The sequence below is a fragment of the Spirulina subsalsa PCC 9445 genome, from assembly GCF_000314005.1.
GTDB classification, from domain to species: domain Bacteria; phylum Cyanobacteriota; class Cyanobacteriia; order Cyanobacteriales; family Spirulinaceae; genus Spirulina_A; species Spirulina_A subsalsa.
Genome location: NZ_JH980292.1, coordinates 2,181,487 through 2,201,510, shown reverse-complemented (window position 1 = coordinate 2,201,510; position 20,024 = coordinate 2,181,487). Strand labels below are relative to the sequence as shown.

General features: G+C 49.0%; 19 protein-coding genes. 12 read left to right on the top strand and 7 right to left on the bottom strand.

Going from position 1 to position 20,024, the window contains the following annotated elements; translation table 11 throughout:
• Nucleotides 1–53 precede the first annotated feature (53 nt).
• The 3 genes from SPI9445_RS0110250 to hemL all read right to left on the bottom strand — a co-directional run bounded on the left by SPI9445_RS0110250 (nt 54) and on the right by hemL (nt 2,379).
• Nucleotides 54–533 (bottom strand): PIN domain-containing protein, encoded by a 480-nt coding sequence (locus SPI9445_RS0110250; RefSeq protein ID WP_017304658.1) that lies wholly within the window; start codon nt 531–533, stop codon nt 54–56.
• Nucleotides 530–793, bottom strand: a complete 264-nt coding sequence (locus SPI9445_RS0110245; protein WP_017304657.1) for a UPF0175 family protein — start codon at nt 791–793, stop codon at nt 530–532. Before SPI9445_RS0110245 ends, SPI9445_RS0110250 begins: the two co-directional genes overlap by 4 nt.
• Nucleotides 794–1,077: 284 nt before the next feature.
• Nucleotides 1,078–2,379, bottom strand: coding sequence for a glutamate-1-semialdehyde 2,1-aminomutase (gene hemL, locus SPI9445_RS0110240; protein WP_026079684.1), 1,302 nt, complete (start codon nt 2,377–2,379; stop codon nt 1,078–1,080).
• A 229-nt stretch (nt 2,380–2,608) separates the two neighbouring features.
• Here hemL and tsaB point away from each other — a divergent pair, with 229 nt between their 5' ends.
• The 4 genes from tsaB (at nt 2,609) to SPI9445_RS0110220 (ending at nt 6,961) form a co-directional block, all read left to right on the top strand.
• A complete protein-coding gene (tsaB, locus tag SPI9445_RS0110235; RefSeq protein WP_033373991.1) occupies nt 2,609–3,262 on the top strand; it encodes a tRNA (adenosine(37)-N6)-threonylcarbamoyltransferase complex dimerization subunit type 1 TsaB in 654 nt (217 codons plus the stop codon).
• A gap of 263 nt (nt 3,263–3,525) precedes the next feature.
• Nucleotides 3,526–4,938: a D-alanyl-D-alanine carboxypeptidase/D-alanyl-D-alanine endopeptidase gene (dacB, locus tag SPI9445_RS25095; RefSeq protein WP_017304653.1), complete on the top strand. Its 1,413-nt coding sequence runs from the start codon at nt 3,526–3,528 to the stop codon at nt 4,936–4,938.
• Between the two features lie 18 nt (nt 4,939–4,956).
• Nucleotides 4,957–5,940, top strand: coding sequence for an NAD-dependent epimerase/dehydratase family protein (locus SPI9445_RS0110225; RefSeq protein ID WP_017304652.1), 984 nt, complete (start codon nt 4,957–4,959; stop codon nt 5,938–5,940).
• 67 nt (nt 5,941–6,007) lie between these two features.
• Nucleotides 6,008–6,961 carry an MDR/zinc-dependent alcohol dehydrogenase-like family protein gene (locus SPI9445_RS0110220; protein WP_026079682.1) on the top strand — a complete coding sequence of 318 codons (954 nt, stop codon included), beginning with the start codon at nt 6,008–6,010 and terminating at the stop codon, nt 6,959–6,961.
• Nucleotides 6,962–7,045: 84 nt separating this feature from the next.
• On the opposite strand, the gene crtO is transcribed toward SPI9445_RS0110220, so the two are convergent.
• A complete protein-coding gene (crtO, locus tag SPI9445_RS0110215) occupies nt 7,046–8,728 on the bottom strand; it encodes a beta-carotene ketolase CrtO (protein ID WP_017304650.1) in 1,683 nt (560 codons plus the stop codon).
• Between the two features lie 152 nt (nt 8,729–8,880).
• Between crtO and SPI9445_RS0110210 the strand changes: the two genes are divergently transcribed.
• On the top strand, nt 8,881–9,243 hold the full coding sequence (locus SPI9445_RS0110210; protein ID WP_017304649.1) for an STAS domain-containing protein: 363 nt from the start codon (nt 8,881–8,883) through the stop codon (nt 9,241–9,243).
• On the opposite strand, the gene SPI9445_RS0110205 is transcribed toward SPI9445_RS0110210, so the two are convergent.
• Complete coding sequence (locus SPI9445_RS0110205; RefSeq protein ID WP_017304648.1) at nt 9,240–10,376, bottom strand: PP2C family protein-serine/threonine phosphatase; 1,137 nt, start codon at nt 10,374–10,376, stop codon at nt 9,240–9,242. The two genes, SPI9445_RS0110210 and SPI9445_RS0110205, sit on opposite strands and share 4 nt — an antisense overlap.
• A gap of 159 nt (nt 10,377–10,535) precedes the next feature.
• Between SPI9445_RS0110205 and SPI9445_RS0110200 the strand changes: the two genes are divergently transcribed.
• The 3 genes from SPI9445_RS0110200 to labA all read left to right on the top strand — a co-directional run bounded on the left by SPI9445_RS0110200 (nt 10,536) and on the right by labA (nt 12,582).
• A complete protein-coding gene (locus SPI9445_RS0110200; protein WP_017304647.1) occupies nt 10,536–11,018 on the top strand; it encodes an ATP-binding protein in 483 nt (160 codons plus the stop codon).
• Nucleotides 11,019–11,038: 20 nt separating this feature from the next.
• A complete protein-coding gene (locus SPI9445_RS0110195; protein WP_017304646.1) occupies nt 11,039–11,860 on the top strand; it encodes a sulfurtransferase in 822 nt (273 codons plus the stop codon).
• A 203-nt stretch (nt 11,861–12,063) separates the two neighbouring features.
• Nucleotides 12,064–12,582, top strand: a complete 519-nt coding sequence (gene labA, locus SPI9445_RS0110190; RefSeq protein ID WP_017304645.1) for a low amplitude/bright protein LabA — start codon at nt 12,064–12,066, stop codon at nt 12,580–12,582.
• Between the two features lie 34 nt (nt 12,583–12,616).
• On the opposite strand, the gene SPI9445_RS0110185 is transcribed toward labA, so the two are convergent.
• The gene (locus SPI9445_RS0110185; protein ID WP_017304644.1) at nt 12,617–13,141 is read right to left on the bottom strand and encodes a pyroglutamyl-peptidase I family protein; all 525 of its coding nucleotides are present in this window, start codon (nt 13,139–13,141) and stop codon (nt 12,617–12,619) included.
• A 92-nt stretch (nt 13,142–13,233) separates the two neighbouring features.
• Here SPI9445_RS0110185 and SPI9445_RS0110180 point away from each other — a divergent pair, with 92 nt between their 5' ends.
• Together SPI9445_RS0110180 and SPI9445_RS0110175 are read left to right on the top strand one after the other, a co-directional pair.
• On the top strand, nt 13,234–14,397 hold the full coding sequence (locus tag SPI9445_RS0110180) for a GuaB3 family IMP dehydrogenase-related protein (RefSeq protein ID WP_017304643.1): 1,164 nt from the start codon (nt 13,234–13,236) through the stop codon (nt 14,395–14,397).
• A gap of 210 nt (nt 14,398–14,607) precedes the next feature.
• The gene (locus SPI9445_RS0110175; RefSeq protein WP_017304642.1) at nt 14,608–15,711 is read left to right on the top strand and encodes a nucleotidyltransferase domain-containing protein; all 1,104 of its coding nucleotides are present in this window, start codon (nt 14,608–14,610) and stop codon (nt 15,709–15,711) included.
• Nucleotides 15,712–15,854: 143 nt separating this feature from the next.
• Here the strand turns inward: SPI9445_RS0110175 and SPI9445_RS0110170 are convergent, their stop codons facing one another.
• Entirely contained in the window at nt 15,855–17,918 is a 2,064-nt protein-coding gene (locus SPI9445_RS0110170; protein WP_033374472.1) for an S-layer homology domain-containing protein, read from the bottom strand.
• Nucleotides 17,919–18,097: 179 nt separating this feature from the next.
• Here SPI9445_RS0110170 and SPI9445_RS0110165 point away from each other — a divergent pair, with 179 nt between their 5' ends.
• The gene (locus tag SPI9445_RS0110165; protein WP_026079679.1) at nt 18,098–19,441 is read left to right on the top strand and encodes an AAA family ATPase; all 1,344 of its coding nucleotides are present in this window, start codon (nt 18,098–18,100) and stop codon (nt 19,439–19,441) included.
• 14 nt (nt 19,442–19,455) lie between these two features.
• The gene (locus SPI9445_RS0110160; protein ID WP_017304639.1) at nt 19,456–19,929 is read left to right on the top strand and encodes a hypothetical protein; all 474 of its coding nucleotides are present in this window, start codon (nt 19,456–19,458) and stop codon (nt 19,927–19,929) included.
• Nucleotides 19,930–20,024: the final 95 nt, after the last annotated feature.

Genomic DNA, 20,024 nt, shown 5'->3' with positions numbered 1-20,024 from the left:
TTGCGTTCATCCTCTCATAAGTATCTCCAACCTCTGGGTGCGCAATTGAGGGGTTAACTGTGCTTGTCTAATAACTTTTGAAACAAACTGTCAGATGCCCAAAAAGATGTCGCTTGAAGGTTTTGGACGGCAACAGGTAGGTCGATGAGTTTTAGGGTTGCTGCCTGATCCAAAATCCCGAGGATACCCGTAATCCTCAAACCCCTGTCTATCGCAGTGCGTCGCGCTTTCATGTCGTCCAGTAAAAGCAAGTTAGCTTTCAGTTCTTGGGCTAAAAGGATAGCTGCACGTTCTCCGGGATCAAGCAAATTAATGATTGTATCCGAAGCTTCGCTGACAGATTGAGGTTGAATTTTGAGCCAACTGGGTGGGGTTGTTATCCAAGTTCGGACAAGGTTAGGGGCTTCCGGATCAGATAGTTCGCTATAAACGACTTGGGGAATAATGATCTGCCGGAACAATTTAAGCAGTAAGTCGATCTGCCCAATCAGAATTAGGTAGTTGATAGGGGAGGTATTGGAGATAATAATCATTCCCTCGACAAAACATTGCGAATGGCTTGGACATCCTGCTCTAAATCGTCCTCAGTATAGGGCAAATAGGCTTTTTCCTGCTTAAGAAATTCGTAGGTTTCCCAACGAGAGGAAAAATTAAGGATTTGTCGCACTTCGGCGGCTCCAATACGACCCTGACGATAGTGATCCGCCGCGATAAGTTCTAAAACTCGTCGGGAAATATTGACCGATTGTAATTGATTGGCGATGTTGTCGGGAAGTTCAATCGTGATTTGCATAATTAGGGCGTGCTGAATAACTCTACACTTCGACTAACGCTCAGTGACCACTCGTGGGGGTAGGGAACAGGGAACAGGGAAGAGGAAGAAGGGGAGTCAAAAAAAGGCGAGCCTTTTTTATTATTTATCCCTAAAACTTTACAGTTTCTCGCTCCCAACGGAAAACCCTATTAACAGTGCTTAGAGGGATATTAAGCAGACCCTAAGTATCTCCAACCCTGATTAAAAACCCGGTTTCTAGCTTGAGGTCAGAAACCGGGTTGCCTAACCATTCACCTAGGGCGCTACAGATTAGATAACACCACCTTGGCCGCTTCTAAGGTCTTGGTAATGTCGGCCTCAGTGTGGGCTAAAGAGGTGAATCCGGCCTCAAATTGGGAGGGGGCAAGGTACACCCCTTGTTCTAACATTCCCCGATGGAAACGGGCAAATTTGTTGAGATCGGATTTCTTCGCGTCTTCATAATTGTGGACGGGATCTCCGGTGAAGAATAACCCAAACATGGCGCTAATACTGCCCCCATAAACGGGGTGTCCGGTTTCCTGCGCGATCGCCATTAATCCATCACTCAACCCTTTTGTCACCTGTTCCAACTGCTCATAAACCCCCGGTTTTTGCAGCAACTCTAGGGTTTTAATCCCGGCCGTCATGGCTAAAGGATTCCCGGAAAGGGTTCCCGCTTGGTACATCGGACCCGCCGGAGCCACCATAGACATAATATCCTTGCGGCCACCGTAGGCCCCCACAGGTAAACCGCCCCCAATCACTTTACCCAACGTCGTTAAGTCCGGAGTTACGCCGAATTTTTCCTGTGCGCCCCCGTAAGCAATGCGGAACCCGGTCATCACCTCATCAAAGACCAATAACGCCCCATTTTCTTGGGTAATTAGGCGCAATCCTTCCAAAAAGCCCGCATCCGGGGGAATAAAGCCCGAATTCCCCACCACAGGCTCTAAAATCACCCCAGCAATTTGATCTGGGTTTTCGGCAAAGAGGGCTTTCACCGCTTCTAAGTCATTGTAGGGAGCCGTTAGGGTGCTGCTGGTGGTGCTTTTGGGGACACCGGGGGAGTCGGGTAAACCCAAAGTCGCGACACCGGATCCGGCCTTGACTAAGAACATATCCGCGTGGCCGTGATAACAGCCCTCAAATTTGATGATTTTTTCCCGTCCTGTAAAGGCTCGCATTAAGCGCAGAACGGACATACAGGCCTCGGTGCCAGAATTGACAAAACGCACCATTTCAATGCTGGGAACGGCATCAATTACCATTTCTGCGAGGACATTTTCTAAGACACAGGGAGCGCCAAAGCTGGTTCCTTTGACTAAGGCCTCCTGTAGGGCGCTTAAAACTTCTGGGTGGGCATGACCACAAATGGCGGGGCCCCAAGTGCCGACATAATCAATGTATTGATTGCCGTCCACGTCCCAAACATAGGCCCCGTTGACCCGATCAAAAACAATGGGTTGTCCTCCAACGGATTTAAAAGCCCGAACAGGGGAACTCACACCCCCCGGCATGAGTTTTTGAGCGGCGGCAAAAATTTCTTCTGATTTAGTAGTTTTCAATGGTGTAGTTGCGACCAAAACTTTCTCCTTGCATAGTCAAACAGTCAAACGGGACATGGCGGGGATAAATTCCTCGGTTGAGTTGGGAAAGGGGGTCTTCTGTCCAACGTTGAGATCCGCCATGTCTCGGTTCAGATACTTTTTCATTATCCTACGCGGGGTCAGACTCTCCAAACTGTAGAGAAAAGTTAACAAAGGCGGGGGGAGAATCTGCGACAATGGGGGCGGTGAATTGGGGATGTTGAGAATGTCGGGTATTTCCTCTGAGGTGGGGTATGGTTTGGCGCTCCATACTTGTGGGTCGGAATTGGGATTGGCGATCGCATCTTTAGATCATCAGGCCCCAATCCGGTTTCAGGTCTGGGATTTGGGGCGGGAGTTATCCAGTCATCTCCACGAGTTTCTACAATCCTTTCTCCCCCCTCAAACTTGGTCAGATTTAACCTTTTTGGCGGTGGCCATTGGGCCGGGCAGTTTCACTAGCACTCGGATTGGGGTGGTAACAGCGCGCACCTTAGCCCAGCAGTTAAACCTCCCTCTGTTCCCCGTCTCTAGTTTAGCAGCCAGTGCTTGGGATATTCGGGGCGAAGTTCCCCCCCATACTCCCATCGCGGTTCAACAAGTCGCCCGACGAGAGCAGTATTTTGTAGCGGTGTATCAGCCCCTACTCTCCGGTTTAGAAACCCTTCTGGCTGATGTCGCCATGACTCACCCCCAATGGCAGGAAACCCGCGCCCAACTGCCCCACCCTCACCACCTCCTCGAAATCGCGGAGCCCTCGGGAAAGAGTGTGATCAGTGTGTTTAACCTAGCCCGATTAGCCTATAACCAAGGGAAGCGCCCCCACTGGTCAGAAACCCTGCCTTTTTATGGACAGCATCCTGTTGAGGGCAGGGAATAGGTAATAGGTAGGGCTTGCTGAATAAGTCCGAGAGTTGGGGAATCGGGAGTCGGGAGTCGGGAGTCGGGAATAGGCAATCGTGCCAGTTTTAGATGATCTGTTCCCTGTTAAGAGTTCCCTGTTCCCTTGTTGAGCCTAGCATCTGGTGTTATTCAGCAGACCCTAGGTAATAGGTCTTAATTCCTCGTCTCCCCCTCCCCCCCTCTCCCCCTCTCCCAACTCCCCGTTCCCCGTTCCCCGTTCCCCGTTCCCTGTTCCCTGTTATGAAATGGATTTTATCGGCAATCGCAACCCTGAGCATTCTTGCCCCCCTGCCCACTGTAGCCGCCCCTCTGTGCCGTGCAGAACTCCCCGCCGCCATTCGGTCAATTCTCAACCGTCCTGAGTGGGAGCGATCGCGCTGGGGGCTGCTCATTCAAGCCCTCAACGAGAACACCCCCCTCTACAACCACCACGGAACCGCCTACTTTAACCCCGCCTCCAGCGCCAAACTCCTCACCACCGCCGCCGCCCTCCACCATTTTGGCCCCGACTATCCCATCCTCACCCCCATCCAAATCACCGGGCGGCCGCCCCGTCTGCAAACCTTACGCCTCGTGGGGAAAGGAGATCCCACCCTCACCCCCCAAGACCTGCAAACCTTCGCCCAATATTTGCGAGAACGTGGGGTGACAGAGATTGACCACCTGATTGTTGAAGATGGCTATTTACCCGCCCCAGCCACCCATCCCACTTGGGAATTTTCCGACCTCTATTTTTACTATGGCACGGTGGTTAATAGCTTGATTCTCAATGAGAATAGCTTCCCCCTGACCATCACCCCCCAACAACCCGGTCAACCTGTCGCCATTACCAGCGAGGATGCTTTAGCCCTCGCCCAGTGGGAGATTGACAATCAAGCCCGCAGCGCCCCCCCAGAGACTCCCTACAGCCTGCAAATGACCGGACGGGTAGGGGAACCCGTTTTAGCCTTTCGCGGGCGGTTTCCGGTGGATGCAGCCCCCCGACAGTGGCGGATGGCGCTACGAGATCCTGGGGCCTATTTCCTCGCCCAGTTTGAGCAACGTTTGCAGGCCGAAGGGATTACCGTCCAACGGGCTGAGATTGACCGGACTCCCCAACGACACAAAGGCAAAGAAACCTTTTTATTGCAATCTCCCCCTTTATCTCAGTTAATCCAAGAGACGAACCAAGCCAGCAATAATTTATATGCCGAAGTCCTCCTTCATACCTTGGGTCTAGGGGTGGGTCAGGAGTCCAGTCTAGCGGCTTTAACAACCACCCTAAGTCAGTTAGGGGTAGAAGCAGACACCCACCAACTCCGGGATGGTTCCGGGTTATCTCGCCACAATCTCCTGAGTCCCTTGGGGCTAGTCCAAACCCTGCAAGGGATGGAAACCACGCCCCACCGTGAGGTTTTTCGGGCATCCTTACCTGTGGCCGGGGTGAGTGGCACCCTACAGGGCCGTTTTCAGGATACGCCCTTAGCGGGGGTTCTCTTGGCAAAAACGGGGACAATGACCGGGGTTTCTACCCTCGCGGGGTATTTGGATCAACCCGATGGCTCAACGGTGGTTTTTAGTATCATGGTGAATCAATCCGAACAAGGGATTAGTCGCCAACGAGCCGCCATTGATGAGATCGTCTTGTTATTGTGGGATTTACAAGATTGTTAGGGGGACTCAAAAACAACCATGAAACGAGCATTGGTCACAGGGGCAAACGGATTTACTGGTTCTCACCTCGTCAAGGCCTTAGTGGGGCGAGGGGTGGAGGTGGTGGCCTATGTGCGGGCTTCCAGTAACCTCGAACGCTTGGCCGGAGTTGAGGTAGAGTGGGTTTATGGGGATATTGGCGATCGCCTCGCCCTTGACCGCGCCCTGCAAGGAGTCGATACCGTCTTCCACACCGCCGCCTATGTTGAACTGGGCATTGTAGACGGGGCGAAAATGGAACGAGTCAACGTAGAAGGCACCCGCACCCTGTTGGCCGCCGCCCAAGCCGCCGGAGTGTCTAAAATGGTTTATTGCAGCACCATCGGCATCTATGGGGACACCCGAGGTCAGATTATTAACGAAACCTTCCAACGACAACAAGAGGGCTTTTCCTCCGCTTATGACCGCACCAAATACCTCGCCCAGCAACTGGTAGACGAAGCCGCCCGCCAAGGGTTTCCCGTCGTTAGTGTCATGCCGTCCGGGATTTTCGGCCCCGACGATCCCCATTTTGGGCCAGTGATTCACCTGTTCCTGAAAAAGCGGTTAAAATTCTGGTTAGGGGGCGATCGCATTACAGGCATTGTTCATGTAGATGATCTCGTCACCGCCATGATTCTAGCCGCCGAAAAAGCCCCCACAGGAGAACATTACATCATTTCCGCCGGAGAACTCCCCAGTCGGGAAATGTTCCGCCTTTTGAGTAAAGCTACAGGCATCCCCACCCCCCAAGAAGCCCCCAAACCCCTCGTTGTGGTCGTTGCTTCTATTCTAGAAGTCCTCGGACAGCTTTTTAACTGGAATCCCCCCATCGGTCGGGAGCGATTACACTACGTTTATGAACGTTGTGTGCGTGTAGATAGCAGCAAAGCCAGAAAAGCCCTCAACTGGCAACCTCGCCCCGTTGAGGATGTCTTGCTAGAATTTCTGCCATCCTCACGGCGAGAAAGCAGCGCTCAATGAAACAAGAATCTCTCACCACAGCATAGCTGGGCGGTGAGAGTGTCAAAAAACAGGATGATCCAAAATGATGCAAGGCATTTGGCTAGAAAACCAAACACTGGAACTGAAATCTAATTTACCCCTTCCCGAACCCAGTAGAGATGAAGCCCTAGTAAGGGTTTTACGCGCCGGAATTTGTAATACAGACTTAGAACTCTTGCGGGGTTATTATCCCTATCGGGGGGTGTTAGGTCATGAATTTGTAGGGATTGTGGAACAAGGCCTTGGTCATTTAAAACATAAACGAGTAGTAGGCGAAATTAACGCCTCCTGTGGGGAATGTTTATATTGTCAAAAAGGCAAACCTACTCATTGCGAGAAGCGAACCGTGTTAGGAATTGTCAACAGAAATGGGGCATTTGCCGAATATTTAACCCTGCCAAATAAAAATCTCTATCCCCTCCCCGATCATATTTCAACCGATGCTGCAACCTTTATAGAACCCCTCGCGGCGGCCTTAGAAATTCAAGAACAAATTCCGATTCATCCCGGTCAAAAAGTGTTAGTGATTGGCGATGGTAAGCTTGGTCAATTGATTGGTCAAACCTTAGCTTTAACGGGATGTGATTTATCGGTCGTAGGTCGTCATCGGTCTAAGTTAGCAAATTTAGAGAAACAAGGCATTCATACAGGCTTTGCCGATATTGTCCAAGAGAGAAGCTTTGATATTGCCGTAGAATGTACGGGAAATCCGAGCGGTTTTGAGTTAGCACTCAAGGGATTAAGACCCAGAGGCACGCTAGTTTTAAAAAGTACCTACGCGGGTAATTTATCTATAAATGCTTCGGCGTTAGTGGTGGATGAAATTACCCTGATTGGTTCTCGTTGTGGCCCTTTTGCTAAAGCCATTGATTTATTAGATAAAGCCGCTATTGATCCAACGCCTTTAATCCAAACCTGCTATCCTCTCAGTGAGGGATTAGCCGCCTTTGATGCTGCCCAACAAAAAGGGGCTTTAAAAGTATTATTAACCATGGAATGAGATACACTGGCATTGAACGGTGAGGTGTTTCTTGATCACACAAAATCATTAAAAAATCCTCGATAAGGGCTTAACCTTTAACTTTTAAATTCCCAAAGTGGCTCGCACAAAAGACTGTAAGGAATTCCGCACATCTCCTAATTTTTGACCCCAAGGTTGTTGACGTGCCAAGAAAACGCGGGCGCAGTTGCGGCCGGGCATCCCCGAAATAGACCCTCCCGGATGGGTGCCGGCTCCGGTTAAATATAAGCCCTCAATGGGGGTTTTATAGTCTGCTAACTCCGGTAAAGGTCGTAAAAATACCATCTGATCTAGCGTCATGTCCAAATGGTAATAATTGCCCTTATAAGCCCCCAAACGTTCTCCGAGTTCAGCCGGACTCTCTACCCGACGGGCGAGGATAGAGGATTTTAAATTAGGGGCATAGGTGGCCAGTTTATCAATTACCCGATCAGCCACTTGGTTTTTCAGGCTATCCGTCCAGCCTGTACCATTTAAACCCGTCCCCGCCGCGTTTCTAATCTGGTAAGGGGCGAAGAATTCAATCCAGAGGGTGTGATGGCCTTCCGGTGCCATAGTGGGGTCAAGAACTGTCGGACAGACCACATACAAGGAGGGGTCTTGGTCAGGAATTTCCCCGAATAAACAGAGCGAGTGCGCCTGTTCTACATGATCCACAGAATCAGCAATCAGGATGGAACCAATGAGGTAGTCGTCTTGATGACCATAGCCCTCAAAACGGGGGGCTTCTGAGAGGGCGCAGTCAATTTTGAGGATGGTTTCATTATTATTTACAATACGGCGGGCGATGCGTTGGCGCAGTTGGGGGTCCGTGTCTTGTGGGTCAATCAGTTGGAGAAAGAGGCGTTGGGCGTCAATGTTGGAAATAACGCCCTGGGTGGCGCGGTATTCTTGGCCTGTGGCCACGGCGACTCCGACGGCCTTTCCGTTGTCGATGAGTAGGCGCTCCACCGCTTGGTCTGTGTAGATTTTCCCCCCGAGGGCTAGGACTAACTTAACGAGGGCGGTCGTCAGTGCGCCTGTTCCTCCTTTGGGGCGAGACATTCCGGGGGCGTGGCGCATGGCCATCATCATGGATCCTACGGCGATGCCTTTCTGGGAGGGGGGCGCGCCGATTTCGGCGGCGAGACGGGCAAGGGGGGCCTTCACCACTTCATGATCAAACCACTCGTTGAGGAGGTCAGTGGGGGAGGTGATCATGGTACGGATGAAGTCAAGAACTTTGTTTTTGGAGCCGAGGAGGGCGCGCAGGTCTTTAAAGTTATCGGAGTCGAAGTTTCCGGCGATTTCTAACAAGGCCATTGGGGGGGCGTTAAAGAGGGGTGCGATCGCCCGGGCTAGTTGTTGCCAATAGCGGGTAAACTCGGCGTACTGTTCCGCGTCATGGTGACTATAGCGCGCAATTTCTCGACAGGTGGCCTCGACGGACTGATGGGCGAGAAAATAATCCCCATTGGCTTGAGGACAGAAGACGACGGGATCACAGGGCAGGTATTCTAAACCGTACTTCGTCAGTTCTAATTCTTGCACCACCGGACCTAGGTGAATAAATTCATGGTCAATAGCACAAAGGTTAAATTGAAAGCCCGGTGCTTCTTTGGGCATGATTTCCTCGGTAGTGGCTGCCCCTCCTGGAACCGGGCGTTTTTCTAACAAGACCACCCGATACCCGGCTTTTAGTAAATAGGCCGCACAAACTAGCCCATTATGACCCGCCCCAATAATCACCACATCGTAGGTTTCCATGACCTGACTTCCCGCTACGGTTGCGCTTTTCATTAAATCATGGAAGCAGGAAGATTTGAGGATCGGGGATTCCTCGGGGGGTCAGAGATGATGGAAAGAGACGATCAGGCTATACTATCAGAACTGATCTAATTTCCATTTGCCCTGGAGTTATGAGTCCCAATATTAAAATTGTTCAACCGTCTGGAATTTTGGATAGCACCAAAGTGGCCGAGTTTCGCCAAGAAATCAATGAGAGTGTCAGAAATGGCGCTCAAATTATTTTGATTGATTTTAAGGATGTTACGTTTATGGATAGCTCTGGCTTAGGGGCTCTCGTTCTGGCGTTGAAAACCGTGCGGGCTGAAAATCGAAAGCTATTTATCTGTTCGATTAATGAACAGATTAAGATGCTGTTTGAGCTAACCAGTATGGATCGGGTGTTTCATATTTATGGGGATCGGGACGCTTTCCATGAGGATATTGCGGATTCTCAGGTCACGGCTACGTCTTCAGAGGAAAGCTCTTTATCTTAGAATTTAATTTCCATCAAGGATAAATCATCCTCAAAATAGGTGAGGGCATTCATCCGTTTGATTTTTTCGATCAGCCAATCTAAATTCCGGTCAGGCTGGGTAAAGTAAGACTGCAACTGCTCAATGAAGTGGTCGATGCCCCACAAAGTCCCATCGGGGGCGTTAATCTCATAAATGCCGTCGCTAAATATGTAGAGACAGGAGTCTGGTTCAATTGGACAGGTGGCATCGGTGTATTCCGCATCGGGGAACATTCCGGCCGGAAAACCGGGGGTTTTGAGCTTTTGTACGAGAATTTCCCCTTGGGCTGTGCCACTGAGCAAAAGGGCTGGGGGATGTCCGGCACTGGCATAGATTAACTGCTGCGATCGCCGATTATAAACTCCATACCAAATGGTGAAGTATTTATCATTGCGAGCGGTCATTTGAAAGGTATCATTCAGGCCACGCAAAACTTCACTAGGCTGATGATAATTCACCTGAATCAACCCCTTAGAACGCAGTAAATTAATTACGGCCAGTGAGGGCAAGGCCGCCCGCAAACCATGCCCTGACACATCCAACAAATACACCGCTAAATGATCCTCATCCAGCCAAAAATAATCAAAACTATCCCCCCCCAACTGGCTGGACGGAATAAACCGCACATCCACCGCTAAACCCCCATCGGAAAAAGGTTCTGGCAGAATAGAACATACATACTCAGCAGCTTCCGCTAATTCAGCCTCTAGAATGCGCTTTTGATGTTGGAGATCACTACTTAACTGATGGAGACGCAAACCAGAGCGAATGCGCGCCTTGAGTTCAAACATTTCAATCGGTTTACAAAGAAAATCATCAGCCCCAGCATCTAGACCTTCTACCCGGTCTTCCACAGATCCCTTAGACGTGAGCAAAATAAAAAAAGTCGTCGAAAGTTGGGGCGTGGCTTTAATATGACGACAAACCTCAAGGCCATTCATCTGAGGCATGACCCAATCACAAATTACCATCGCCGGACAAAGTTCTTGAGCTTTGGCCAGTCCCTCGACTCCGTTTCCTGCTACGGTCACTTCATACCCTTGGCGCGTTAAGGTACGTTTGAGGAGGAGTTGAATCGCAGGATCATCATCAACGATTAGAATATGCGTCATGGCACGGTGATCAGTTCAGGAACGTTAGACGACAGCAGGTTCTTATAGCAATCCTATGTTAGTTTTGGCGACTTGACCAAGGAAATTGACAGACTCTCCCAGCAACCCTAACGGGTATAAGGAACAGAACAAGGACGAAGGTATTGAGCTACACTAGAAATGCTTCTGCTTACCCAAAGGCTTCCCTTGACTATTCTCAAACAAGCTTATCGTCAAGTCCCCACGGAACTCAGAATCCTCAAGCGGACTCTGGCCTGGTTTAACTCCCTTTATCTCCCTGAAATTGAGCAAAAAGATTGGTTGCAGTGCGAACTCGCCTTAGCGGAAGGCCTGACCAATGCTATTCGTCATGCTCATCGGGACAAACCCCCAGAAACCCCCATTGATCTTGAAGTCAGGGTTGATGAGCAACAGATTATTCTACGGATTTGGGATGCTGGCGCGCCCTTTTCTCTCCAGCAGTATCTCCAGCAACAAGCAGACCCCATGAATACCCATGCTGGAGGCGGGCGGGGTTTGGCGATTTTACAAAAAATCGCCGATGTGTTGGAATATAATCGCACAGAAGACCAGCGCAATTGCTTGTTGATTGTGAAAGAATATTCAAGGGCGAATGAAACCTGTGATGAGGAAACCTGTTAAACTGTTATGAGTTATACGTTATGAATCCAGTGGTTTCTGCTGAGTGGTTGGTGAACCAATTGGACAATCCACAAATCGCGATCGCGGATTGTCGATTCCAATTGGCAAACCCCCAATTGGGGCGGAATCAATATCAAGAAAGTCATATTCTTGGCGCTTATTATCTCGATCTAAATCTAGATTTATCAGCCCCAGTCGGGGAAAATGGGGGTCGTCATCCCCTGCCTGATGCCGCCTCCTTTGCCGCCAAAATGGCCGCGATGGGGGTCGAATGGGGGAAAACGTGGGTCATTGCCTATGACGATTCTGCAATGGCTTTTGCAGCCCGTCTGTGGTGGCTTTTACGCTACTTTGGTCATGAGCAAGTCGCCATTCTTGATGGGGGATGGTCGGGTTGGGTTAATCAGTCCTATCCTGTCACGACCGATGGTCCGGCCGCCAAAACCGGAGAGTTTATCCCCCAAGTTCAACCCCATTGGGTGGTGGACTATCAAGAGCTTCTCAAGCGCAAGGATCAGCCTACTGTCACCTTAATTGACTCACGAGAAGGCGATCGCTATCGAGGAGAACGGGAGCCCATTGACCCCCAAGCGGGTCACATTCCTGGTGCGATGAACTTCCCTTGGCGAGATGTTTGTACAACGGACGGCTATCTCCGTCCCCTCGCAGAACAAGAACAACGCTGGCAAACTATCGGGACTGAACAGGAGATCATCGTCTACTGTGGTTCTGGAGTTACCGCTTGTGTGAATCTCTTATCGTTAGAATTAGCGGGTATTCCCAACGCCAAACTTTATGTCGGTGGCTGGAGTGATTGGTGTTCTTATCACCTCTTGCCCTAACCTCTTAACTTCTTATTAGATTCGCTCAACTAAACCCTTTCCCGATCCCCTTAAGATCGACCTTATTCAGTCCGTTATGATGGAACATTTTAGGGAAGGGTTCTCCTGTTTTTTTTCACAGGTAGAGTTCTCCTGTATAATGTTTATCTTATCCCTAAAATCTAAACTCTAATCTCCTAATCCTTTTATTAGGTCTTATTTTTATGCGTTTAACAGAAAATCGTCTGTCTATTTTTGTAGACGGGAATAATATGTTCTATGCTCAACAAAAGAATGGTTGGTTCTTTGACCCCAGACGAGTTTTAGAATATTTCAAAAACCGCAATAATGTGACATTAGTAAATGCGTTTTGGTACACCGGATTAAAAGATCCCCAAGATCAGCGAGGCTTTCGGGATGCCCTAATTAGCCTGGGCTATACCGTCCGCACCAAAATTTTAAAGGAATATTATGATGATGTCTCCGGTCGTTATTCTCAAAAAGCGAATTTAGATATAGAAATTGTGGTTGATATGTTTAACACCTGCGAACAGTATAATCGGGTTGTCTTATTTAGTGGAGATGGTGATTTTGAGCGAGCAATTGAGTTATTAAGATCGAAAAATACTCATATTACCGTCGTTTCTACCGAGGGAATGATTGCCCGAGAACTACGCAATGCAACGGATTGTTATATTGACTTAAATGATATTCGTGAGGATATCGAAAAAATGGATTATTAAAGAGATAGAGTATGACAGCCTGTTGCCTCTAGTATCAAATTGTACTCAGCAAGCCCGATAAACCCATTAACAAGTGCTGGAAATCTCGGACTATTTTGGCTTCATTTTTAGGGGCGAGCCGGGGAACATGAACAAACACCCCCCCACAAGAGGACTGGGTGCGGTGTAAATACTCTAAAACGTGAAAATATAACCCTTCACAGACAAATTTTCCCGCATCATGACTAATCGTTGTAGCCGTCAGTGGGGCAATTAGAGACTCTAAGGGGAGGGTCGTGAAAAATTGTTCGGTTCCCCAACAGGCATGAGATTCTAGGGTGAGATTCTCCCGAGACTCCGCCATCCCACAACAGACTACACAATGGGGTTGATATTGTGCGATCGCCTGCTGGACTTGTTGACTGGCTCGGTGGGTATCAACAGGGAGATGTCGGAGATAGATCAACTCTAGGTTTTGGGGAGGATGCCCTTGGATTTTCTGCAATAAATCATCCGAGGAGTTAGACACCTGATGAGGCAACCAAGTTTGAAAGGATGTCAGCAAAATTTTACGCGCCATGACCGGGGAAGGGGAGATGATAATTGATTCTCGAAAATTGCCCCCCAAAATTTGATAGCCTAGATAAATAGCTTTGGGAGCGGAAAAATAGAGTGGATATTCAAATTGGTCGAGGAAAAACGGCTCGACGTGCTTATGGTATTGATGAAATTGCCCTAGTACCGGGGCAACGCACCCTAGATCCGATTTTGGCGGATACTCGTGTCACCATTGGCGGAATTGAGCGAGAAATTCCAATTCTGGCCAGTGCGATGGATGGGGTGGTGGACGTGAAAATGGCAGCCCTCTTGACAGAGTTGGGAGCAATGGGAGTTTTGAACCTCGAAGGGATTCAAACTCGTTACACCGACCCCAACCCCATTCTAGACCGCATCGCTTCGGTGGGAAAAGAGGAGTTTGTGGGGTTAATGCAGGAACTGTATGCAGAACCGATTAAACCGGAACTGATTCAACAACGGATTCAGGACATTAAGGCACAAGGGGGTATTGCCGCCGTCAGTTTAACTCCGGCTGGGGCCGCTCAGTATGGCTCTGTGGTGGCTCAAGCTCAGGCCGATTTATTGTTTATTCAGGCGACGGTGGTTTCCACGGCGCACCTCTCCCCGGATTCCGTAACTCCCTTGGATTTAATCCAGTTTTGCCAAGAAATGCCCATGCCTGTGGTGTTGGGAAACTGTGTCACCTATGATGTAGCCCTTAACTTGATGAAGGCAGGGGCGGCCGCCATTTTAGTGGGCATTGGCCCGGGTGCCGCTTGTACCTCCCGAGGGGTGCTAGGGGTAGGAGTTCCCCAAGCAACGGCCGTGGCAGACTGTGCGGCGGCGCGGGAAGCTTTCGCCCAAGAAACGGGGCGCTATGTGCCTGTGATTGCCGATGGGGGCATTGTAACCGGGGGTGATGTTTGTAAATGTATCGCCTGTGGTGCCGATGCGGTGATGATTGGTTCTCCTATTGCTCGGGCGGCTGAGGCTCCGGGGCGGGGGTATCATTGGGGAATGGCAACGCCTAGCCCGGTTTTACCTCGGGGGACCCGGATTAACGTGGGGACTACGGGAACTTTAGCCCAAATCCTGACCGGGCCGGCCAAGTTGGATGATGGGACTCATAATTTACTGGGGGCGCTGAAAACCAGTATGGGAACCTTGGGGGCGAAGGATCTTAAGGAAATGCAGCAGGTGGAGGTGGTGATTGCGCCTTCTCTATTGACGGAAGGCAAAGTTTACCAAAAGGCTCAACAGTTAGGGATGGGTAAATAATGCTGGGTTAAGAACTGTGGAAAAACGCCAATCTGCTCGATAAGATTGGCGTTTTTCGCGGTTTGATTGCCTCTGATTGAGTGCTATGGGCTAAAGTGAAGACTCTCCCCTATCCTGCTAAAACTGCCAATCCACTATACAATGTCGCCGGAAATTGAACTGCTGTTGTGTTGTCTTCGCACCCCTACCCTGCCACAAACTGAGGGGAGAGTGACACAGTTGCTCCAAGCTGCTCTGAATTGGGATGTTCTCTTAGCGTTGGCACAATGGCATCGGGTGACACCGTTGTTTTATTGGCACATCAAGCAAGGGGGAGGATGGGAGAAATTGGGGGATGAGGTGCGATCGCATTTAAGCCAACAATTTCAGCAAAATTTGCAAAATAATTTCCTGTTGACCACCATTTTATTAAAGATCATGGGGCAGTTTCAGGCGCAGGATATCCGGGCGATTCCCTTTAAAGGGGTGATTTTAGCGGCACAAGTGTATGGGAATTTGGGACTGCGACAGGTGAGCGATATTGATATTTTGGTAGAAAAATCTGAGGTTGCGATCGCCCAGAAATTGCTCCAAGAGGCTGGATTCTTCCCCGCACAGGTTCTCACCCCTCCTCAACAAGTCTTACGCCTTAAATCGAATTATGAGGACGTTTGGCTGCATCCTGAGAGTCAAACCCCCCTCGATTTACACTGGAATTTATTGCCGCCGTTTTTCCCCTGTCGAATTTCCGTGGCCGACTTATTAAGTCGTAGTCAACCCTACACCATCGGAAAAAGCTGTCTACCTAGCTTAGATCCCGTAGATTTATTACTCGTGTTATGTGTCAATGGCTCTAAAGATGGTTGGTTAGAATTACAGCGTCTGTGTGATGTCTTCTACTGTCTGCAAAAGTATCCCCACTTGGACGGGGGGGAATTGCTCCAACGAGCCACAAGTTATGATTGTTTACGGATGGTGTTATTGGGGTTATCTCTCACTCAGTTATTGTTCCATCAGCCTCTACCTGTTGGGATCAAAGAGGCCATCGAGTGCGATCGCATGATTCCCACCCTCACTCAAACCATTTACCAGCGCTTTCTCACCCCCACTCCCCCCCAATTGAGTTTATTAGAACGCGCCTATTTCCCCCTCCAACTCCAACCGGGATGGCTCAAAAAACTCATGTATTGTGCCAAACTGGTTCTACCCATTAATGAGCGGGATTTAGAATCCATTCATTTACCCCCACTTCTCTTTCCCCTCTACTATCCCCTGCGTTTACTCCGCTTAATGGCTAAACACGCCCGGGATGTAAAGCGTAATCTCTTTTGTTGATTTGATTATTGGGGCTTGCTGAAAATGGGGAGGCAAGAGGCAATCTTGACTTCTAACGGAGAGCCTTAACTGGTCAAGATTGAGTAATAGGTAATGGGGAATACTAATCAACTCCCGATTCCCAATTCCCGACTCCCTTTGATTCAGCAAGCCCTAACCACATATTCAGAATCAATAGGACTCACCTTGCCTTGATAAACCAGCGCTTGATAGACCATCGCCACCGCTTCCCCTCGGGTGGCTTCCTGTTTGGGGTTTAGGTGAGTCACTTGGGGGTAGTTGACCACAAAACCGGCCTCGGTGGCGGCGGCGATCGCACTTCCCGCATAACTCGGAATCTCCCCTTGATCCCCGTAGCATTCCAGCAGACTTAAATCCCCACCAGGTAGCCCCAAACCGCTCACTAAAGATACCAAGAGATGCACCCGGCGTAAATGTTGTTCAGGATGAAACGTCCCATCGGGAAACCCAGATAAAAAGCCTCCTTGATAGGCCTGTTGAATCGCCCCCCATCCCCAATAATCCGGCAAGAGGTCAAGAAACTGGGTAGCAGGGCGCATGGGTTGAGGATTAAACACCCGCACCAACAAAGCCGCATATTGAGCGCGACTAATGGGAGCATTGGGGCGGAAACTGCCATCAGGAAAGCCACTAATCCAATCCAAACCCGCCAAGCGTCGAATAAACGCCTCCGCCCAATGTCCCTCAATATCCGTAAAAGAAGAGAGGTAGAAATCCGCATCCACAATGTAGGGAGAAAAGAGGGCGCTTGTGTTCCCCGTCACCACCAGCGCTTGATGGAGAAAAGCCGCCACTTCCGCCCGGGTGATCTCCCGTTGGGGATTTAAGGCCTTGAGGTCGGGATAATTGACCACCAGCCGCTTTTGAGTGGCAATCGCCACCGCTTGGCTGCCATAACTGGGGATTTGGGCGCGATCGCGATATAACAGCAACCCATCCAACGCCCCACCCGTCAGCCCCAAACCATTCACCAGTGCCACCAGCGCCTGAATCCGAGTTAAATTCGCTTGAGGTCGAAACGTCCCATCCCCAAACCCCGCCAAAAAGCCCATCGCCGCCGCCTTCCCAATCGCCTGGGCCCCCCAAAAACTCTCCGGCACATCAGGAAACGTGAACCTTGTCCCCAACTGACGCGGCAGATCAAAACATTTCGCCAACAGCGCCGCAAATTCCGCCCGCGTTAACTTCCCCTCCGGTCGAAACGTCCCATCCCCAAACCCCCGCACCCAATCCTTAGCCGCCAACACCCGGATAAAATCCGCCCCCCAATGTTGTTCTAAATCCCGAAACGCCAAAGGCCCCATTCCCCCCGTCGCCACCTGGGCTGCCACAAAATCCACCCGACCTTGTACCCGACTAGGATTCAACTGATTGCCCACAGAAATCAGCGTCTGAGTCGTTTCATTACTCAAATCCCCCTGTTCATTGTCCCGCAAAATATTTAAGGCCGGGTCTTGGGGATGGCCGAGATCCGGTTTAGCCTGTTCCCGCACCACCAACCCCGTCATCGCGTTAAACTCCAGTAAATTGCGCCGTAACACAGGTTTCACCCGATGAGTCAGATAAATCCCCACCCGATTTCCCCGTAACTGGTTATCCGCCAACAACGGCGCACTATCATCACTCACCGTCATCCCATAGGCCGTTTTTTCGCAGACATTGCGGCGGATTTCCCCTTTCGCATTCCGTCGCAGGAAAATCCCACTCGCAGGCATTTCCACCAAGCGATTATCCCGAATCACAGGTTTAGCGTTGCCCGTGATAAAAATACCCGCCAGAGGGCATTGAGTCACCGTATTTTGAGCCACCGTCGGAGCGCTAGACTCAATCCAAATCCCGATCCCCTTCTCCCGACCATTGCGCACCGTCACCCCCCGTAACTGGGCTTGGTCTTGGAGTAAAACCGTAATATTTTGTTGTTGGAACGTGGGACTTTGATAAACCCCGCCCCCAGAGAGGATCACCCCTTGTCCCTGTTGATTTTCCTGCCCAATCACCATCACCCCCGAGGGAATAATCAGGGGGAATTTTTCCCCACTTTGGGCATCATAAGTCCCCGGAGATAGGCGAATAATGGTATTTTTAGCAGCCTGAGTCAGGCCATAGGTGAGCGTTTTAAACGGGGCATTTTGAGCGCCGGAGCCTTGATCTCGACCCGTTGCCGGGTTGACGTAAAGTGTAGTCATAACGCAGTTTTCGTCGGGGTGGAAAATTTTTCCTTTGCCCATCATACTCCAACCATTCCCAGACCTAGGTCAAACCGACATCAAGAGTCCTGAACTTTGCTTAACGGCCTCAAGATCAAGAGAACCTGAAGAGTTAAGATTAAACTGGGACTGGAGTGCAATGGGGGCAAGTGCCAATTATGATTAACAGCGTTACCCTAAAAAACTTTAAAAGTTATCGTTCCGCCAGATTACAACTATCTGAATTAACCGTTTTAATTGGAGCCAATGCCTCTGGGAAAAGCAACCTGATTGAGGCTTTAAGATTTTTAGCCAAAATCGCCCAAGGGGAACGCCTAGGGTTCATCAATTCCCCCAACAATCCCCGCCCAAAACAACCCTTTCGGGGTCAGGTAGAGGATCTTTTTTATCAGCGTTCTCAACCTTTTAGTTTAAAATGTGAACTCGAATCAGCTACTTGTCCCGATTCATGGGGGATTTTTGAAATTCAGGTCAGTTTAACGCCTGACGGAGAACTATATATTGAACAAGAATCCATTAGAGATTTAGGTTCTAACGTACCATTATATGAAATAATTAGTCCCCCTCAAGGGGCGGGCAGTGATGTTTATGTTGCCTATAATAATTTTGCCCGAGGTGGAAAAAAACCGAAGATTGTTTGTAGTAGTCAAATGGCTATTTTTACCCAACTTTTGAGCGAGATTCGCTTTCGTGAAGAGAACAAAGAAAGTCGTCAAAGAATCCCAAAAATCGCGCAAAAATATGTCAACACATTAAACAATATCATTTTTTTGCAACCTGAACCCAGTTTAATGCGGAATTATAGTCATAAAACGGATAAAGTGTTAACAGAGAATGGAGAAAATTTATCTGGCGTTATTTATAATATTTTTAGCAAACCTTATGATCTTATTTTAGCTAATAATCTGTCTCCAGCTAATTTTAAAGACCTGATTTTAGAGTTCATTTGTAGCCTACCGGAACAGAATATTAAGGATATTCAGTTTATTGAAACCCCCAGGGGAGAAGTCATGTTACAACTAATAGAAACCTTTGGGGGACAAGAAACAGCCTATGATGTCACCATGTTATCGGATGGAACACTGCGAGTTTTAGCGATTGTTGCTGTTCTTTGTTCTGCACCTCAGAAAAGTCTAGTGGTGATCGAAGAAATCGACAATGGTATACATCCCAGTCGTGTCAACTCTCTGTTAGAGAAAATTGTTTTTCTGGCTGGGCAGCGCAATTTAAAAGTTTTAATCAGCACCCATAACCCCGCATTACTAGATGCCATTCCAGATTTTGCTATTCCTAATACTGTCTTTTGTTATCGCAGTCCTACAGATGGTTCAAGTCAATTAGTGACGTTACAAAATATTCCAGATTATCCTGAATTAATTGCCCAAGGAACTGTGGGGCATTTAATGACAACAGGGATATTAGAACGATTTGTTAAAGAATATCCCGGTGCTGAGGAAAAGCGGAAAAAAGCTCTGGATTGGTTCGCGAGTTTAAATAGTTAAATGATGAGATAACTATGCAAGATGTTGCCATTGTAGATACTTCTATTTTTTGCAATATTCTCGATATTCCCCGGCGCAATGAAAATCGAGATCAGGTGATGGAAGAGTTAAAAGCTTACCTAGAAAGTAATACTAAATTACTCTTGCCAATGGCGGTAATTTATGAAACGGGAAATCATATTGCTAACGCTAAGGGGGCAAATTTAGACGGCAATAAAAGACGCAAACTTGCAGAGACTTTTGTGCAACAAGTACAAATGGCCATTACAGGGGATGCACCTTGGCGTGTCCTCGAAGTTCCAACTACACAAGAGATTAAAGACTGGCTCACTAAGTTTCCTGATAGTGCCATGAAGGGGGCAGGAATGGCCGATCTATCGATTATTCAGGAATGGTATAAGTTAAGGGAAAAAATCCCTAATCAACGGGTTTTTATTTGGTCTTTAGATCAGCATTTACAAGGCTACAGTTCTCATCGAAAATCTTGAATGGGAATCTGGATGCTGCATTTTAAGGATTGACCTTGGGGGGAAAGAATCAAAAAGGCTAGCCTTTTTCCGACTCTCTCCCCCCTGTTCCCTGT